Source organism: Sorangiineae bacterium MSr12523, from assembly GCA_037157775.1.
In the GTDB taxonomy this organism is placed as follows: Bacteria; Myxococcota_A; Polyangia; order Polyangiales; family Polyangiaceae; genus Pendulispora; species Pendulispora brunnea.
The window spans coordinates 3,104,119-3,122,786 of the sequence record CP089982.1 but is presented as its reverse complement, the minus strand read 5'-3'; the positions used below and the strand labels follow the sequence as shown (position 1 = coordinate 3,122,786).

The 18,668-nt window shown below is 65.3% G+C and carries 14 protein-coding genes; 4 read left to right on the top strand and 10 right to left on the bottom strand.

The window, feature by feature from the left end:
• Positions 1-6 precede the first annotated feature (6 nt).
• Entirely contained in the window at positions 7-1,599 is a 1,593-nt protein-coding gene (locus tag LZC95_12710) for a hypothetical protein (protein WXA97691.1), read from the bottom strand.
• A 95-nt stretch (positions 1,600-1,694) separates the two neighbouring features.
• Between LZC95_12710 and LZC95_12705 the strand changes: the two genes are divergently transcribed.
• Positions 1,695-3,974 carry a protein kinase gene (locus tag LZC95_12705; protein WXA97690.1) on the top strand — a complete coding sequence of 760 codons (2,280 nt, stop codon included), beginning with the start codon at positions 1,695-1,697 and terminating at the stop codon, positions 3,972-3,974.
• Between the two features lie 164 nt (positions 3,975-4,138).
• Here LZC95_12705 and LZC95_12700 read toward each other — a convergent pair whose 3' ends face one another.
• The 3 genes from LZC95_12700 to LZC95_12690 form a co-directional block, all read right to left on the bottom strand.
• On the bottom strand, positions 4,139-5,611 hold the full coding sequence (locus LZC95_12700) for an MlaD family protein (GenBank protein WXA97689.1): 1,473 nt from the start codon (positions 5,609-5,611) through the stop codon (positions 4,139-4,141).
• A 47-nt stretch (positions 5,612-5,658) separates the two neighbouring features.
• Entirely contained in the window at positions 5,659-6,054 is a 396-nt protein-coding gene (locus LZC95_12695; protein WXA97688.1) for a hypothetical protein, read from the bottom strand.
• An 80-nt stretch (positions 6,055-6,134) separates the two neighbouring features.
• Positions 6,135-7,877 carry a M23 family metallopeptidase gene (locus LZC95_12690; GenBank protein ID WXA97687.1) on the bottom strand — a complete coding sequence of 581 codons (1,743 nt, stop codon included), beginning with the start codon at positions 7,875-7,877 and terminating at the stop codon, positions 6,135-6,137.
• Between the two features lie 102 nt (positions 7,878-7,979).
• Here LZC95_12690 and LZC95_12685 point away from each other — a divergent pair, with 102 nt between their 5' ends.
• Together LZC95_12685 and LZC95_12680 are read left to right on the top strand one after the other, a co-directional pair.
• A complete protein-coding gene (locus LZC95_12685) occupies positions 7,980-8,738 on the top strand; it encodes a tetratricopeptide repeat protein (GenBank protein ID WXA97686.1) in 759 nt (252 codons plus the stop codon).
• A 33-nt stretch (positions 8,739-8,771) separates the two neighbouring features.
• On the top strand, positions 8,772-9,926 hold the full coding sequence (locus LZC95_12680) for a DUF2062 domain-containing protein (GenBank protein WXA97685.1): 1,155 nt from the start codon (positions 8,772-8,774) through the stop codon (positions 9,924-9,926).
• Here LZC95_12680 and lipB read toward each other — a convergent pair.
• The 4 genes from lipB to LZC95_12660 form a co-directional block, all read right to left on the bottom strand.
• Positions 9,847-10,623: a lipoyl(octanoyl) transferase LipB gene (lipB, locus tag LZC95_12675; GenBank protein WXA97684.1), complete on the bottom strand. Its 777-nt coding sequence runs from the start codon at positions 10,621-10,623 to the stop codon at positions 9,847-9,849. The genes LZC95_12680 and lipB overlap by 80 nt on opposite strands.
• 17 nt (positions 10,624-10,640) lie before the next feature.
• Complete coding sequence (locus LZC95_12670; GenBank protein WXA97683.1) at positions 10,641-12,344, bottom strand: ABC transporter ATP-binding protein/permease; 1,704 nt, start codon at positions 12,342-12,344, stop codon at positions 10,641-10,643.
• A gap of 139 nt (positions 12,345-12,483) precedes the next feature.
• Positions 12,484-13,935 (bottom strand): IMP dehydrogenase, encoded by a 1,452-nt coding sequence (gene guaB, locus LZC95_12665; protein ID WXA97682.1) that lies wholly within the window; start codon positions 13,933-13,935, stop codon positions 12,484-12,486.
• A gap of 45 nt (positions 13,936-13,980) precedes the next feature.
• Positions 13,981-15,486 (bottom strand): response regulator, encoded by a 1,506-nt coding sequence (locus tag LZC95_12660; GenBank protein ID WXA97681.1) that lies wholly within the window; start codon positions 15,484-15,486, stop codon positions 13,981-13,983.
• 52 nt (positions 15,487-15,538) lie between these two features.
• On the opposite strand from LZC95_12660, the gene LZC95_12655 reads away from it, so the two are divergent.
• Entirely contained in the window at positions 15,539-16,123 is a 585-nt protein-coding gene (locus LZC95_12655; protein WXA97680.1) for a CPBP family intramembrane metalloprotease, read from the top strand.
• Positions 16,124-16,169: 46 nt separating this feature from the next.
• Here the strand turns inward: LZC95_12655 and LZC95_12650 are convergent, their stop codons facing one another.
• Both LZC95_12650 and LZC95_12645 read right to left on the bottom strand, forming a co-directional pair.
• Entirely contained in the window at positions 16,170-16,613 is a 444-nt protein-coding gene (locus LZC95_12650; protein ID WXA97679.1) for a hypothetical protein, read from the bottom strand.
• 245 nt (positions 16,614-16,858) lie between these two features.
• A complete protein-coding gene (locus LZC95_12645; protein WXA97678.1) occupies positions 16,859-18,607 on the bottom strand; it encodes a protein kinase in 1,749 nt (582 codons plus the stop codon).
• Positions 18,608-18,668: the final 61 nt, after the last annotated feature.

Here is an 18,668-nt window from a genome sequence, read left to right as displayed (position 1 = left end):
TTCTCGTTACCGGCCGTGGCCCGGACCGAGGATGTCTTCCATCTTTCGCGCAGCGTCGAACTCGTGGACGTGCGGCGGATGATGGCATGCGAGGCAGCTTTCCGCGCTGGGCCTCTCGATCGGCATTTTGACCTTCGCAGGCGATGCCACGTGTTTCGAGCCCGCGCCGTGGCAAACTTCGCATTGCACGTCTTTCAAGTCTTTGACGTGCGTCACCGTGCTTCCGCCGGGTAGATCGTAACCCGTGACGTGGCAGCTCACGCAGTCGAGGTTGTACTCCTTGAACTGGTTGGCGAGCGTTGCGTAGGCATGGGCGTGGGCGGTCTTGTCCCAGACTTTGCGCGCATCGTCGTGGCACGAGGTGCAGGTTTCGATGCCCACGTAGGAAGGCTCGCCTTTGGGCGCGGGCCGCGGGGCTTTGTTGGCAAATGCCTTTTTGTTCTCCTCGTTGACCTGCTTGTAATATGCAAGCATCTTCTCGGTGACGGCGACGTCCTTGCCGAGCGAATCGCGGACCTCCTGCACGCGGTAGCGGAAGAAGCTGCCTTTGGCCGGCGTGGGCGCCTTTTCCAATTCGGCGCGCTCTTTCTCGAGCACCGCGAGATCGCCGCGGCGTGCTTCGATGTCCGCGCGCGCGACCTTCTTGTCGCCCTCCCACTGCGCAATCTTGCCGCGTAGCTCGTCGATGCGGCGCATGATCTCGGTGCGCTTGCGCGCGAGATCGAGGCCGGTGCCGTCGGCGAAGGAGAAGGAGCCGTCGCGCACGTAAAGGTCCAACGCGGCGGCGGTGGTGAGATGGTTGCCCGTTTCGGCGATGAGGACATTGCCGATACGCTCCGCGGGCGGTGTCTCCACATTGACATCGCCGGAGCCTCCGGGCGAGCCCACGACGATGGCGGTGAGCTCGGGAACGGAGTCGGCAATGCGCTTCGCTTCGCCGCGACCGACGGCGGCGAGTGCGACGATCACCTGCGCGCCCTGTGCGCGGAGCGAGGTCACGTCGGCTCGGACATGGTCGATAGGCGCAGACACGGTGATACCTGCCGGCGAGCCGCCCTCGGCGCGATCCGGCATCGAGACGCCAAGGAGCCCGAGCTTCACGCCGTTGATCTCACGTACGACCGGCCCCCGCCACGCGGGTTTCACCCCCTCGCCACCGACGTTGGCCATGAGGATTGCACCCTTGGTCTCATTGCGAAAGCGTTCGAGCTCCGATGGACCGGCGACGAAGTCGTTCTTGCCGGGGGCGAATCCGGCGAGGCCCAAACCCGCCAGCGAGGATGCGATGGTGGTGGCTTTGGCCACATCTTGTGTGCGCTTGTCATCCTTCAGGACAGGGTCGAGAAAAAAGAGCGGCCCTGCGGAAACCAGCACACTGTTCGGGGCTTTCGAGCGCTCCGACGCGATCCATGCTGCGAAATGATCCATGCCCCCGAGCTGATCTTTCACGCAGCCGCACGGTTCGAGTGCGCCGGCGAGATCCGACACGATATAGATACGGAGTGTCGGCGACGCGGGCTCCGGGGCTACGGCGCTTCCGGTCGCCGAGGTCGTTCGGCAACCTTGACACGCAGCCACGCCACCGATGCAAATCGCCATCGCGGGCAGGAGCCCTCGTACGAGTGCGGAGCGGGCCCAAACCAAAGACAAAGGATGGGAAGTCGGCTTGATGGGATCGTGTTTCATTTGTGAACGTGAGGGCGAAAGGTAGTCTATCCATCGTGCAAGGCGAGAGTGTGCCCAAACGAGGGGTGCCCCAGCCCATTCGAGGAGGCCCGATCAAGTTCGGACGCTACCTCCTCGAAGCCCGCATTGCCGTAGGTGGAACGGCGGAAGTGTACCTCGCACGGCCCCTGCCGGAAGGTGTCGAGGCTGCCAGCCCGGCGCCCCTGCTCATCATTAAGCGCTTACTGCCTCACTTTCTCATCGATCCCGAGGGTCGCACCATGTTCGAGCGCGAGGCCGCGCTCCACACGGCGGTGAACCACGAGAACGTGGTGAAGGTGTTCGGCTCCGGCCTGAGCGACACCGGCGAACCGTACTTGGCCATGGAGTACGTGGACGGCGTCGATACGTACCGGCTTCTGCGCCGCTTTCGCAGCGAAGGCAAGCTGTTGCCCACGCACGTGGCCGTGCACGTCGTGAGCAAGGTGCTCGCGGCGCTGGAAAGCGTGCATACTGCAAAGGACGAGGCGGGCACGCCGCTGGGCATCATCCATCGGGACGTGACGCCGTCGAATTTGTACCTGTCGAAGGACGGCCGGGTGAAGCTCGGGGACTTCGGCATCGCGCGTTCGACGCAGCGGGCGACCATGCGCAACGCCGCGAGCGCGATGTTGAAGGGGAAAATCGCGTATCTGGCGCCCGAGCAGGTGGCCGGTGAGCCCTTCGATTACCGCGCCGATCTTTTCAGCGTCGCGACAGTGCTGACGGAGATGGCCATCGGCAAGCCGCTGTTTCCAGGCGGCGGGCAACTCGCCATTTTGCTGGCCATCCGCGATTGCCGGATCGATCCGCTGCGCGAGGCGCGGGACCTGATGCCGCCGCTGCTGTTCGACGCGCTGCTTTGCGCGCTCAGCCGCGATCCCAAGGCGCGTTTTCAGTCGGCAGCGGCCTTTGCGCGGGCCATCGCCTCGCTCGATCCGACGCCGGAGGCGACGGCGACGGAGCTCGGGGTGTACGTGACGCGCGCGCAAATGGGCGTTCCGTCCGATGGAGGGCGCGGGCCGGTTTCGAATCGGCCAAAGGGCGTTCCCCCGCCCCTGCCGCCTTCCGCCGGCGGGGTGCGCAAGCGCACGCCGCCACCGCTTCGGTCGCCGCTGCGGGATCCCTTCGAGGAAGAGGCCCCGGTCTCGCGCTCGTCGCAGGTGCCGGAGCACGTCCAGGAACAGGCGTCGGAGCGAACGAGCCAGACGATGGTGCAGAACGGCCAGCGCCGGGCCGACGAGGACGGGAACCCCAGTGAGCAGACGACGGCGCAATACGCGCCGCTTCCATCGCTGGTCGTGGCCGCCGATGGCACGCGACGGGGGCCGTGGTCGTTCGCGCGGCTGGTCGAAGCCATCGCCACCGGCGATGTGGGCGCGCGCGATCGCGTGGCGTTCATGGGGCGCGAGCTTGCGCGCGTCGACGAGGTGGAAGAGCTGGTGCGCTTCCTTCCCGCGAAGACGACGACCACGACGAGCCAGGTCAAAGGGCCGGGCGCCCCGGATTTTCACGATGATCTGCACACGACCACGATGGTGGACGTGCTGCTGCGCATCCTGGAGGTGCAGGACACCGGGGTGCTTTTCGCCGAGGGCAGCATTGAGACGGGAAAGGGGGACGACGGCAAGACGACGAGCGGGCGCAAGGAGCTCTATTTCAAGAACGGGAAGCTTCTGCACGTGTCATCGACGAACGCGAGCGAGCTTTTCGGCGAGTACCTCGTTCGCCGCGGCACCTTGCGGCGCGACCAGCTGGACATCGCGCTCGACGTTCTTCCGCGCTACGGCGGGCGGATGGGCGACACCTTGATTGCCCTCGGCTTGGTCGGCCCGGTGGACATCTTCCGCGCGATCCGCGAGCAAGGCCGCGATCGCGTGGCCGACATTTTCCGCTGGCAAAAGGGCACCGTGTCCTTCTACCGCGGGCAAACGCCGCCGCACGTGGAGTTCCCGCTCGACGTGGAGCTAGCCGATCTGATGATCGCCGGCCTCGAGGCCTCGTGGCCCGACGACAGCCCGCTCGAGCGCTACCAGGGCCGCTTCGACGATACGCTGGTGCGCTGCGAACCAAGCCGCCGCGGCCTCGTGAAAGCCATCAAATGGCCGCCGCTCGTCGGCGGGGTGCTGAATCTGTGCGCGAACCGCCCCGAGGGCATCAGCGTGCGCGATCTCCTGACGAAAACATGCGGCGGAACGCTGGGCTCCGGGGACGTGCTGCGCGCGGTGGAAGTCCTGCTGGCCGCGGAATTCGTGACCTGGAAGAAGTGACTCGAGAAAGAACCGCAGAAGAAGGAAATCGCCAAGACGCCAATGCCGCCAGGATCGCCAGCTGAATCGGCAATAAACCCAAAATGAGGGTTTATTGTTGGTTCATCTGGCGATCCTGGCGGATCTTCTGGCGATCCTGGCGATTTCCTTCTTCTGCGGGCGCGTCACCGACTCGGGGTGGCGCTGCCGGCGAAGGGGAGAATGGTCTTGAGGTCGTCATCGGTGAAGCGCAGTTGCAGACCGATGAAGTAGTCACGGCGGTTGGGTAGGAAGACGTGATCGACACCGCCGAGCAGCCATAGGCGGTGAATGAACTCGTAGCCGACGTAGATGCGGTAGCGCGGTTGGATCTCTTCGCCGAAGCCGAAGAGGTCTTGCTTGAACTCGAAGCGATCTTGCAGCAGGTGCAGATCGAGGCCGATGCCGCCGGTGGATTCCTTGATGCCGAAACGGCCCGTGAAGGGACCGAGGCGTCGCGCGAATTGGAGCGAGAAGCGGAAGGCGTCCGTCGTGGTCGTGGTGATGGTGCGGTAGTGCGCCGGATCCCGCGGGTTGGTCGTGTCGACGTCGGTCTGGGTGATGGTCGTCTTGCCGCGCGGATCGTTGATCAGCTCGATGACGTAGTACTTGTCCTCGCGCGGCTGCAGACGCAGCTCGACGTAGTTTTTGACGGTGTTCGCGAGAAAGTTGTAGTCCGCACGCAAACCGACCACCGCCTGCAGGCGCGTGAGGCCGCCCACGTAGTCGTTCACGCCCTCGGCCACGCCCTGCACCTCGTTGATGAGGGTCTCGTCCTTCGAGAGGCGCCCGATGGTGCCCTCGCCGCGATCGGCGCGGCCAGCGACGCTGTCGATGTGCCCGAGGGCGCTTTCGAGGCGCTTGCTCGACTCATTGAGGTGCGTGATGGTCTCGCGGATCTCGGCGCCGGTGCTCCCCTGCCCCGTCTGCGCGGTGATCGTCTTCACGTCCTCCGTGATGACCCGCACGTTCTCGAGGATTTTCGCAATCTGCGGCTCGCCGTTGGCGGCGATGGCTCCGACGTGCTGCAACGTCTCGCGGATAACCGTGCGATTCTCGCGCACCGTCTGATTGAGCGCGTCGGTGGCATCGGCGAGGTTCTGCAAAATGAGGCGGATGTTCTCGCCGCCCTGCTCGGTGCCGACGGAGTTGGCGAGTTGCTTGGCCACCTCCTTCACCTGCTTGGCGATGTCCGCGACGTCGTTCATGATCTGGTCCGTCGAGGCTTGCTCGACGATGACGTTGATCTGGTCGCCGTCCTTCAAGCGGCGGTGGTCTTCGGTGCCGGGGGTGAGCACGATGACGCTTTCGCCGAGGAGCGACGCATTCTTCTTGCCGATGGTCGCGTTGTCGTAAAGCGCCACGTCGCCGTTCACGCGCACGTCGATGCGGGCCATGCCATCTTCGAGCTTGATGCGATGGATGGTGCCGACGGGAATGCCGGCGATGGCCACGCGCGAGTGGTTCGCGAGACCGGTCGCGTCCTTGAGTTTTGCGTAAATGATGTAGTTACCGCCGCCCGCGACGTCCTTGCTGACGGTGCGGTAGACGAGAAAAGAAGCGGCACCGGCCAAGACGACGAACGCTCCGACCTTCGCCGCTTGCGTGAGCTTCGCCATGAAGCGCGGAGGCTATCAGCCTTCGCGCCAGAAGGGGAATATGTGGGTCAGCCGTGATAGAGCTTACCGGGGTATTTTTGTTCGAAGTGCCGGATCACGAGCTCCCCGAGGCCCTCGATCGTGCTCCCCGCAATGGCGCCCTTGACGCCCCACCCGACGACGGGGATGAAATTCGCCCCCTCGTTGGCCACCGCCTTGAGGCCCACGCTCGCGAGCTCCAGGCCCGCGCCCAGCATGAGGATGTCCGGGCGGGAAAGCTCCTCGCCGTAGACTCGGCCCACCCAATAGATCATGTGCGCCTCGAGTGCGCAGAGGCCGGCACTGGTCGCGATGGGAATGGGAAGCACCGCCCAGGCCGTGCCGAACAGAGCGTACTTGTGGATCAGTGACCGCGCCTTCTCGCGACAGGTCTGGCCGGTGGAGCGGAGATCGGTGCCGGACATTTCTTTAAGGGTAAAGCAAAGCGCGGGATGCGCCAGCTCACTTGGCCCCGCTCCCGATCCCCTCCCGAGGGCTCTCGGGACTAGTGGGCTTCCATGTCGTCGAGGATCTCTTCCTCTTCTTGCGGCTTCGGAGGAGCCGTACCGGCGTCGACGGCGGCCGCGGGCGGCTCGGCCCCGGCGGGCAGCGCGATTCCGTCCAGCTCGGTGTCGAGGCGCTTGCGCTCTTCGTCGAACTCGGCGCGCGCGAAGCTCGGGAGGACGCGCACGCCGTCGAGCTTGAGCGACAAGGGATCGATGAAGGCACCGCGGCGTTTGACCGCGAAGTGAAGGTGCGGCCCCGTCGCGCGGCCCGTCTGGCCGACGTAACCGACGAGCTGCCGGGCCTCCACGTTCTCGCCCGCGTGAAGGCCTGCCGCGAAGCGCGAAAGGTGGCAGTACGCGGAAACGAGGCCGTTCTTGTGCTCGATTTGCACCATGTTGCCGCACGGGCCGCCGTCGCCGGCGTGCTTCACGACGCCATCGGCGCTCGCGTAGACCGGCGTGCCCGAGGGGGCGGCGAAGTCGACGCCGTTGTGCGGAATGACGATGTGCAGGGTCGGGTGCTTTCGCTTCGGGTTGAAGCGGGAGGAGATGCGCGAGCCGGGCAACGGAGCACGCCACCCACCGCGGTAAGGACGCTTGCCGGCGGCGTCGTAGTAGCCACGCGCGCGGCGATCGCTCACGTAATGGTAAACGCGGACGGGCGCCGCGGGTTCCGCCCCGGCCTTGCCGGATGGCGCCGGGAAGTACTCGACGGCGTTGATGTCCGTGTACCGGGTGAAGGTGCCGTCGATGCGCTCCTCGGTGGCGATGACCCGCAAACGCGCGCCGGGGCGCACCTCCGCGAGCTCCGCGTGGCCGTCGAGAGCATCGTCGAGGGACTCGAGCAAGATGGGATCGAAGCCCGCCTTCTTCACGGACTCACGCAGATCGCCCTCGACGGGGAAGCCCGCCGTAACGTGTTTCTCTTCGATCGCGAGCTCGAGCTTCTTGCCTTCGAGCACGCCCAACTCGCTCTCGCGGGCTTGCCAGATTTGCGAAGGCGACTCGATGTACTCGAAGGCCACGACGTGGCCCTTGCCCTTTTTGCGGGCGACGATGAACGTGTGCTTCGGCTGCGCGCGGTTGAAGTTTCGCACGCTGCGGAACGAGTTGAAGATGCGCTGCGCCTCGTTGCGATTCACGCCCGCAGCGGCGAGCGCCGTGACCAACGGGCGCTTGCCGACCGCGGTTTCGACGATCTCGATCGATTTGTCCTGCGCGAGCCGTGCGATGCGCCATTGCGGTTCGTGCGGTGTGCTCGGCCGCTGCGACGTGGGTGAGCTCACCGTTGGCTCGGGCGCGGCACTCGCCGAGGCCGAGGGCGATGCGGAACCTGTCGCGAGGCTGGCGCTTGGAACGGGTGCTTTCGAACGGAACGGTGCAATGAAGATGAAGTACGCGGCGATGAGGACGAGGCCGGCGATCGCCACAAGCATGGGCTTGTCGAAGCGGAACCGTCGCGGTGCTTGAACACGCTCGAGCCGCGGCTCGGGTGACGGCTCGGCTTCTTCCTCGCTGACTTCGTTGTTCTCGTGATTTTCCTCGGAGGCGTGGCCGTTCTCGCCCAACGGCTCTTCCGGCTCATTGGCGGTGAGCCCGTTCGTGTTCGCCTCGCTCGAGCCGTTTGCAGCATCGGGCTCGTGCGCATCGCCATGGCTCACGCCCGCGCCATCCGTCTTCGGCGCATCAGGAGCAACGGGCACATTGGCTCCATCCTCCTCGGGCTTCTGAACGTCCTCCACTCATTCGCGCCTTAGCCTCGGTCGCGATGATCCGCAAGCTTGGAATTCGTCAGGAACTTCGTCAGCGTCGCTCTGAAAGGGGTGTAAGATTAGGTGGCTGCCATGGATGAACGCCTCAAGCAGGTCCTGCTCCTCGGCCGTGAACACTACGCAAAACGTGAATTCGAAAAGGCTGAAGAGCTTCTGCGCGAAGTGCTCACGGCCTCGGAGGATCGCTTTGCCGATGTGCACGACATGCTGGGCGTGATTTGCCATTCGCGCGGTAACTACGTGCAGGCCGAGCGGCACTTCGAGCGAGCGCTCTCGATCAACCCGGGGTACACGGAGGCCGCGTTGAACCTCGCCGTGACGTACAACGATCGCGGCAAGTACGATGCTGCACGCGAGGTGTACACGCGCATCAAGGGCAGCCCGATGGGCGCGGTGCAGACCTTGGATCCGTTCGCGCGCGGCAAGTTGGCCAACATGCACGCCGACCTCGCGCAGGCGTACGCCGATTTGGGCCTCGCCCGCGAGGCGATCGGCGAGCTCGAAAAAGGTGTGACCTTGTGCCCCACCTTCGCGGATTTGCGCACGCGCCTCGGGAACATGTTGCGCCACGAGAACGATCTGGAGGCGGCGCGCGTGCAGTACGAGGCGGCGGTGGCCGCGCGGCCCGAGTACGTGCCCGCGCGCGTGCATCTCGGCGTGACGTTGCTGGCCCTCGGTCTGCCGAACGATGCCGAGGACGCGTGGCAGCGTGCGCTGGCCCTCGAACCGGACAACGTGCAGGCGAAGATGTACCTGCGCATGCTGCAGCAGACGCGCTCGAAGGAGTCGTTGCGAGCGATTCCCGTTGCGAAAGCGCCCACGCGCGGTTGATGCGGCGTTGAACCGAGCGCAGAATAGAACTCGATGGCTGATGAGGCCTACGAGGGCCGCAAGGCCCGAGTGAACACGGCGGAAGTTCGAACGGCGTCGTGGAAGGAGACCTTCCGCGCGGCATGGAAGCGTCTCCGCGGTGGCGAGCTGACACCCGCGCGCGCGGCCGCCAGTGTGGCCGTGGGGCTGGCCATCGGCGTGACGCCGCTCTACGGGGCGCACTTCTTTCTCGTGGTGGGCGTGTGCATGCCGCTCCGGCTCGACGTACCCGTCGCGTACTTGGCGGCGAACATTTCGCTGCCGTTCATCGCACCGTTTCTCACCTTTGCCGAAATCGAGATCGGCGCGCGCGTGCTCGATGGGGCCTTTTTGCCGCTGACATCGCGCGAGGCGATGCTCGCGCACGGGACGAAGCGGTTCCTGAAGGAGATTGCCGTGGGAACGCTGTTCTTTGCCCCGGCGATGGCGGCGCTCGGTGGAGCTTTGACGTACGCGATCGCGTCGGCGAGGCGGCAACGTAGCGCGTTCGACGAGGTGGTGGATCGCGTGGCCGAGCGCTATGCGCGGGGGCGGAGGTTCACGCGCGGTTACGTCACGTCGAAGATGACGCACGATCCGGTGGTGCGTGCGGTCCTCGATCAGGCGAATGCGGGCGGCTTCGGTGACGTCGCCGACGTGGGGTGCGGGCGCGGGCAGCTGGGCATTGCGCTGCTCGAGTCGAAGGCGGCGTCGAGCGTGGCGGGCGTCGATTGGGACTCTGCGAAAATTGCAGAGGCAACCAAGGCGAGCGAAGGCCTTTCCGCGACGTTCGCGGTGGGCGATCTGCGCGAGGCGCCGCGGGAGCCGTGCGACACGGCGCTGCTCATCGACGTGCTGCACTACTTCACCGAGGACGAGCAAGATGCAATTTTGGCCCGTGTGGCCGGCCTTGCACGGTCACGCATCGTCATCCGCGATCTGGATCCGGATCGCGGGTGGCGCAGTCAGGTGACGCGGCTTCAGGAGAGCATCACGACGGGTCTGCGTATCAACCGGGGCGCGAGGCTCTGCATTCGCCCCATCGCCGCTGCGATGCGGGTGCTCGAGGCACATGGCTTTCACACGGAGGTCACGCCGTGCTGGCAGGGGACTCCATTTGCGAACGTTCTGCTCGTGGCCACCAAGGCGCCGTCTCCGCGCTCTCGTTGAGCGTCACCATCGCATCGAACACGCTGGCGAAGTGCGGTAGCGCCATCTTGGCCAACTCGGACACGGGCGGCGCATCGCGATCGATCGCTTTGAGAGACGCCACGCCGTATTCGGTGATGCCGCAGGGCACGATGAGCTGAAATGCGCGCAGATCGGTCGTCGCGTTGAACGCGAAGCCGTGCATCGTGACCCAACGCGAGAGGCGCACGCCGATGGCCCCGATCTTCCCGAGCGAGGAGCCATGGGCCTGCGGATCGCCATCCCACGTCTCGGGATGCTCCATATCGACCCATACGCCGAGGAACTTGCCGTCGAGCATGTGCGCCGAAACCCCGAAATCGGCGGCCAGACGGATCATGATCTGCCCGAGATCGCGCACGTAACGGCGGACGTCGCACCGATCCGGCTTCAAGTCGAAAATCGGGTAGGCCACGAGCTGCCCCGGGCCGTGGTAGGTCACATCGCCACCGCGGCCCGTCTCGTGAAAATCGATGCCGAGGTTCGCGCGGGCCGCCGCATCGAGAAGCACGTTGTTCACCTTGGCGCCGCGGCCCAAGGTGATGACGGGCGGGTGCTCGAGCAAAAGCAAGGTGTCGCCGATTTTGCCGGCGATGCGCTGCTGCACGAGCTCTTGCTGCAGCGCGTGCGCCTCGGCATAACGGATTCTTCCCAACCAATGGGCATCGATGGTTCGCACGGCAGTGGACTCTAGCATCAGAGGTACCCTTGCGCCTGCAGCGAGAAGAGGTGCGCGTAGCGGCCGTTCTGGGCGAGGAGCGCATCGTGAGTGCCCTCTTCCACGACCTTGCCGTGCTCGATGACCAGGATGCGATCCGCCATGCGCACCGTGGGAAAGCGGTGCGAAATGAGGATGCTCGTCTTGTCGCGGGTGAGCTCGCGAAAGCGCTCGAAGACAGCGTGCTCGGCCTCGGCATCGAGCGCGGCGGTGGGCTCGTCCAACACGAGGATGTCGGCGCCTTCGCGCATGAAGGCCCGCGCGAGCGCGATCTTTTGCCATTGCCCGCCCGAGAGCTCGACGCCGTCGGCAAACCAGCGGCCGAGGGGCGTTTCCAGGCCTTGCTTCAAGCCCGCGACCACGGCCTCGGCGCCGCCTTTGGAAACGGCGCGACCGACTTGGTCGATGTCCTCGAGATCGTCGATGCTGCCGAGCCCCACGTTCTCGCGGGCCGTAAATTGGTATTGCGCAAAGTCCTGGAAGACGACGCCGATGCGCCGGCGCAGGTCGGCTTCGTCCCAATCGCGCAGATCTTTGCCGTCGAGCAGGATGCGCCCTTCCGTGGGCTCGTAAAGGCGGGTGAGAAGCTTGATGAACGTGGTTTTGCCCGCGCCGTTCTGGCCGACGAGGGCCAGGCTTTGCCGCTCGGGGATGATCACGTTCACGTGCCGAAGGGCCCATTCTTCGCGACCGGGGTACCGGAAGCCGACGTTGTCGAAGTGGATGCCGGCGCGGGCGGGCGGAAGAGCGGACGCGGGCACGGGCACGGGCACGGGCACGGGAGAGAGAGGCGCGAGGTAGGCGAACAAGTTGGACATGTACAAGTTGTCCTCGACCATGCCGCCGAAGGCGCTGAGCAGTGATTGAAACGCCTGCTGTCCCTGACGAAAGGCCACCATGCCCAAGGTGAGATCGCCCAAGGTGAGCGTGCCGCGCACGGCGGAAAGGGCCATCGACGCGTAGCAGCCGTAGAACGTCAAGGTGGCCAGCAAGGACAGGACGTAAGCCCACTTGGCGGCGCGCTTCGATAAATCGGTATCCTCTCGGTAAAAGAGCTCGCCGATGTCGCGGTAGCGCGTCAAAAGGTGCGAGCCCAAACCGAATAGCTTCACCTCCTTCGCGTGCTCGTCGTTGGAAAGGACGTATTCCAAGTACATGAGCTTTCGCGATTCGGGCGAGCGCCAATTGCGCAGCCGGAAGGCGTGCGTCGAAAAGCGCATTTCGGCCACCGTCGCAGGAATCGCCGCGAGAAGCAGGGCCGCCACCGCCCACCCGCTGAACCGCAGGAGCAGCGCCGCATATCCAAACAGCGAAATCACGCTTTGCAACATTTGAAATGCGCGCGTGATGACCGACAAAGGCCGCGACGAAGCCTCGCGGCGCGCTTTGGTCAGTCGATCGTAAAACTCGGGATCCTCGAAGTGGCGCAACTCCAACGTGGTCGCCTTCTCGAGGATCGCCACGTTGATGTCCAACCCGAGCCGCGCCCCCACGATGCGGCGCACCAGGCTGAGGGCTTGCGTCGCCCCGGCCAGCGTGGCCACCAGCCCGAGCTCCGCGAGCACCCATTGCCAGGTGGCATGCGCATCGTGCGCGACCACCGCGTCGACAATGCGCTTGCCCACGTAGGCGATGGCCAGGGGCAACACCGCATTCATGACGGTGAGCGCGCCGATGCCCAAGGTGCCCGCCGGTGACGAGCGAAAGACGAGCGCCAGCGCTTTCGGCGTATGTTCGAAACTGCTCCGCAGGGTCGAAACGAAGCTTCCCGCCGGCGGAGGCGCCCCCCCCTGAACACCAGAAGACGCGCCAGGTGGAACCCTAGCTGCGATAATTCGGAGCCTCCTCGGTCACGATCACGTCGTGCACGTGGCTCTCGCGCAAGCCCTGCGACGTGATGCGAAGGAAGCGCGTGTTCTTGCGAAGCTCCTGGATCGTGCGGCAGCCGGTGTAACCCATGCCGCTGCGCAAGCCGCCGACGAGCTGGTACAAGATCGACGCGAGCGATCCGCGATGCGGAACGCGGCCCTCGATGCCCTCGGGCACGAGCTTCTCGTCCGCGGTGCCCGACTGCCCGTAGCGATCGCGCGAGCCTTTGCGCATTGCACCGAGGGAGCCCATGCCGCGGTACACCTTGTAGCTGCGGCCCTGCAGGAGCACGAGGTCGCCCGGCGATTCGTCGGTGCCCGCGAAGAGTGAGCCAATCATGACCGAGCTGGCGCCGGCCGCGATGGCCTTGGTGACGTCGCCCGAGAACTTCACGCCGCCGTCGGAGATGATGGGAACGTCGTAGCGATCGGCGACGCGTGCGCAGTCGGATACCGCGGTGACCTGCGGAACGCCGATGCCCGCGACGACGCGCGTGGTGCAGATGCTGCCCGGGCCGATGCCCACCTTCACCGCGTCGACGCCGGCGGCGATGAGCGCCTCGGTGGCCTCCGCCGTGGCGATGTTGCCCGCGATGATCTGCACGTCGGGGAACTCTTTCTTGGTCTCGGCCACCGCGTCGATGACCCCGCGCGAGTGCCCGTGGGCGGTGTCGATGACCAACACGTCCACGCCGGCAGCCACCAGGGCGGCCGAGCGCTCTTTGCGATCCGGGCCTGGGCCGATGGCCGCGCCAACCCGCAGGCGGCCGCGGCCGTCTTTGATGGCCAGCGGGTTCTTGTCCGCCTGCATGATGTCTTTGATGGTGATGAGCCCGGCGAGCTTGCCGCCGTCCACCACGAGGAGCTTCTCGATGCGGTGCTGATGCAGAAGCTGTCTCGCGTGATCGAGCGAGGTGCCCGGCGGGACGGTGACGAGCTCCTTCGTCATGAGCGCGCTCACCGGTTGGTCGAGGTTTCGCTCGAAGCGGATGTCGCGCGCGGTCAAAATGCCGACGGGGCGGTCGCCCTCGGTGACCGGAACGCCGGAAATGTCGTGTTCGCGCATGATGGCGAGCACTTCACGCAGGGACTGCGACGGCCGCACCGTGACCGGTTTGCTGACCATGCCGCTCTCGGCGCGCTTCACCCGTTCGACCTCGGCGGCTTGCTGCTCCGGCGGGAGGTTCTTGTGAATGATGCCGATGCCTCCTTGCCGCGCCATGGCAATGGCGGTGCGGGCCTCGGTCACGGAATCCATCGCTGCGCTGAGCAGCGGGATATTGAGCTCGATCTTCTTCGTCAGACGCGTCCGAACGTCGGCGTCTTTCGGCAAAATCTCGCTGTAGGCGGGGAGCAGGAGAACGTCGTCGAAGGTCAAAGCCTCGCGCAGGGTATCGTCCAGCATGGTGCGCCGTGTTTTGACCCCAGCGAGACCTTTCGTCAACGCCCGTTATTCGGGTACCTTCTCGCCCGCGCTGACACGTTCTTCCCGGTAATCGTCGAGGTGCTTGCAGAAGATGCCGGCCACCTCCGGGTCGAACTGCGTGCCGGAGCAGAGTTCGATCTCGTTCACGGCGACCTCGTGGGGAAGTGCACGCCGGTAGGCGCGGTCGCTCGTCATGGCGTCGTAGGTGTCGGCCACGGCGATGATGCGCGCGATGAGCGGCACGTCATTTCCCTTCAAACGAAGGGGATAACCACGCCCGTCCCATCGCTCGTGGTGCAGGTGCACGCCCGGAATGAGCGGGTGCAGGAACTTGATCGGGTCGAGAATGTCCCGCCCGTATCCGGGGTGGCGCTTGAAGATCTCGTACTCGTCCTGGGTGAGCTTGCCCGGCTTGTTCAAGTTCATCACGCAGCCGATTTTGCCGATGTCGTGCATCAGCGCGCTCTGCCGCACGATTTCGACCACGTCCGGCGGCAGGCCGAGACGCGTGGCCAAATACACCGCGTACAAGGCGACCCGCTCGGAGTGCCCCGAGGTGTAGCGGTCCATCTTGTCGATGGCACGCGCCAGCCCTTCGATCGTCTGTTGGAAGGTCGCCCGCAAGTCCTCGTACAGGCGCGCATTCTCGATGGCGGCCGCGGCCCGTGAGGCCACGATGGAGAGGAGCTTGCGCTGCCCCTCGTCGAACTTGCGCGTCCGCGTGAAGCTGGCGACGGCGATCCAGCCGAGAAGACGCGTTTTCATGCGCAAAGGCACGGCCAGGAGCGACTTGAGCGGCACCTCCGCCTCCTTGGCGAAAAAGATGCTGCCGCGCGTGCCCTGCTCCAGAAGCGTGGAGTCGTGGGCGAAATGATCGAGGAAAGCCTGGGCCGAAAGCTGCCCCATGTCCGCTTCGATGGCCGTCTCCGGTGAGGGACCATCGGCTTGCGTGAGGCGCTGGCGCTCGAAGTAGCCCCCCTCCCCGTCCTCGAGCCAGGTCGAGACCAAATCGCCCCGGATCTCGTGCAGCGCCGTGTCCCCCACGGTGGCCAGCACTTCATCGAGCGAAAGGCTCGCGGCAATGGCCTCGCTCACCTTGTAGAGGCTGAGTGCTTCGCGCAGGCGCAGGTTTTCGGCCGAGAGCCTTTGCTTCTCCAGGCCGCGCTGCACGACGTGGATGACCTCCTCCACTTTGAACGGCTTCAAAATGTAGTCGTAGGCACCTCGCTTCATCGCATCGATGGCGGTTTCCACGGTGCCGAAGCCGGTCATGATGACGGTGAGCGCGTTGGGTGCGGTCGTCGCGATTGCATCGAGCAGCTCGATGCCGCCCATGCGGGGCATCTTCAAATCGCTGATGACCATGTCGTATGGCGCGGCCGTGAGCTCGGTGAGAGCGGCAGCCCCATCCTCGGCCGTTCGCACCACGTATCCTTCCATGCCGAGAAAATCTGCGAGGATGTCGCGAATGAATTTTTCGTCGTCGACAATGAGCACACGCGGACGCTCATCGTGCAAAGGCTGACCCATCGAGTGTACGATTCTACTTGGATCACGCAGCATCGGGGGGATCGCAATGACCATGCGGGTACTTTTTGACGGCGCCGGCGACGCCACGGAGAAATACCTCCTCGGCTTCGTCTATGTGGTCCTGGGAACCGCAGGTGCCGGCATTTCGCTCGCGCTGGGCCAAAGCCCGGTCACCATGCCTCCCTGGCTGCCCATCGGGCCCGAGACGGGCATTTGGGCGAGCCTTGCCATGGGCGCCTGCCTGGCTGGGGCCACCATCGTGGCCACCCGCTTCGTGGTCAGTCGATTTACCTGGGCTCGCGCGCTTCACGTGGAACTCCGCCCGGTCGTTCGACGTCTGCGCGGCAGCTCCATCGCGGCCATGGCCCTCGCCAGCGGCATTGCGGAAGAGATACTCTTTCGTGGGGCCTTCTTGCAGGCCGTCGGCGGCGTGTTTGGCCTCGTGCTGTCGTCCGTCGCGTTCGGCGCCCTGCATCAAGTGCGAGGGGCCCGATGGGTGTGGGCCGTCTGGGCGACCCTCATGGGACTCCTACTCGGGTCCGTCTTCGCGCTCACCGGCAACCTCGCCGGCCCGATTGCGGCGCACGTCGTCATCAACGCCGTCAACCTGCGGTTCTTACGCGATCACGAGATATGACGAGATAGGAGACGACGAGCCCCGTAGACCGCGAGACCAAAACGCCTCACGGCTCGACGAACTCGGCGCCCTCTTCATAGCGACTGCGGTCCGCGCATTTGGCCTTCACTTCGTCGACGGTCTTGACGCTGCTCTCGAACTCCGTGTTCTTGGCGCGCTCGAGATCGCTGACGTCGTAGTACCAGTCGTAGACCTCGGAGCCGTCGTCATTGGTCATCGACAACTTGCAGCCGCCGATGATGCCCTCGCGAGGGCATTTCGAGTTTTCGAGCGAGCGGGCGTGGTGGCGATCCACGCAATCGTCCCCGACCTGCGAAACTGCCACAGTGTCGATGACCTCCTGGCAAAACCCGGCGGGATCTCCGTCCGGGCCATCGGCGAAGCGCCGATCGCAGGCCACGTCCCCCTTGCTTCCGACGACGTCACCCACGACGCTCGCCACCCATCCACCTGCGCGACAGCTCGCCGTGGCCATCACGAGAATGACCACCGCGGCGAGAGCCCGCGGTACTGCGTTCGTTGATTTTTGACCCATAATCGACACACGACCCCCGCCTCGTTTCGACGAACGAGTGGCTCCCCCTTGTCCCCATTGCGAAGCACAGCCGACGCAGGCAACAATCCGTAAGAAGACGGCCGCACAGCACCGTCGCCAGCTTCACTACATAGGATGCATTACCTCCGCCGTCGCGCTCACATAATGGCGAAAAGAGCTGCTTTTTCTCGTAGCTCTTCCTATCCGGCGGTCACCAGCGCAGCCGCTTCGTCGAGCACGCGCACCAGCTCACGGGTGAGCCTTCGTACGGCGGAGATGGCCCCCTCGAGCAGCGCCGTGGCCTCGGTGAACTCCAGATCGAGGCGCTCGTTCTTCTCGTCGAGTTGGCGTTTGCGCATTTCGAGTCGCGAGGACAGATCCGCGTCGACCAGGGAGGAGCGATCGCTCTCCCCGCGCAAGGTCTCTTCCTCCCACGCCGACTCCGACGCGTTGGGTTCGCGGCCTTGCTCGCGCAAGCTGTGAAGGCGCGTGCGAATCGATGCAAGATGCAACCTTTCGCGCGAGCGCTCGTGCGACAGCTCGTCGATGGCGCGCCCCAGCTCGGAGCGGAACTCGCGGCCCTGTGCCGCGAGGCGATCGACGCGGGCTTGGTACTCGGCAACGCGGTGGGTCGCGCGTTCGACGGAGGCGATCAGACCGCGGATCTGGACGGCGTGGTCCTTCGCCTGCTCCGCGCGCGCGGCCCTTTCGCCGCCCGCCGCGGAAGCGCGCAGAATGGCCACCTCGAGGGCTTCGAGCGCCGCGTTCCATCGCGCGGCGAGCGCGCTTTCGCGTTGCCCGAGTTGCACGGTGGGGCGCGTCGATGGATGCGGATGCTCGGGGGCGGGCTCCTCGAAAGGATCGACCTCGCCGACGGCCAGGGTGAGCGCATCGTCGCGCGCGGCCATGCTCGCGATGGCCGCATCGATGGCCAGCGGCGTGACCTCGCTGTCGCGCAGCGCGGCATCCATGGCGGCGGCATCGATGTGCGCGGTCACCGTCTCCTCGTCCTCGGCAATCGTGGTGACGGGACGGCGGAGCGCATGGATCAAGGCATCCTGCACGACGAAGGCATCGCTCGGACGATCGTCACGCTGCCGGGACAAGAGCGAATTCACCAGCGCCTCGATGTCCGGCGGCACGTCGAGCCCGCGATCGCGCAGCGGCACGGGTGCGGCCTCGAGCGGCTTGAAGAGCAACTCCGCCTGCCCTCGCGCATTGTAGGGCAGCGTGCCCGCGAGCATCTCGTACATGACCACGCCGAGCGCGTAGAGATCGGCACGGCCGTCCGGCGCGAGCCCATCGAGGTATTCGGGCGCGATGTAACCGGGCGTGCCGAACATCTGCTCGTGGAAGGTCAGCGTCGGCGCATCGAGGATCTTCGCAATGCCGAAGTCGGTGAGCTTCACCGTGTCGTGCGCGTCGCCTTTGCTGACGAGCATGATGTTCTCGGGCTTCAAGTCGCGGTGGATGATCCCCATCTGGTGCGCGCGGCCGAGCGCCGAAGCCACCTGCGCCGCAATGTGCGCCACGCGCCGCCAGGGAAAACGGCCCACGCGCATGTGCGTGATGAGCGACTCGCCCTCGATGTATTCCATGACGAGGTACGCGAGATTGTCGGTGTCGCCGAAATCGGTGATCTCGACGATGTTGCGGTGGTTGATGCGATTGACCGCACGCGCCTCGCGCAGAAAACGCTCGCGATGGCTTGGATTGAGCGAGAGCTCTTGGCGCAGGATCTTGATCGCGTTGAGTCGATCGATCATCACGTGGCGCGCCAAATAGACGCTCGACATGCCGCCCGCGCCGAGGCGTTTGATCAGACGAAAGCGTCCCGCGATGGTGCGGCCGAGCAACGGATCGGTGCTTTTGGTGAGCGGCGTGCCTTCGAAGGGGCAAAAACCGGCATCGTCATGAAAGAGCTCGGAGCACTGCGGGCAAATCCGCATGTACTTCTTTCTACACAGCTCTCGGGTCCAAGGTCCAATGCTCCGCTTGCGGGCATTGTCC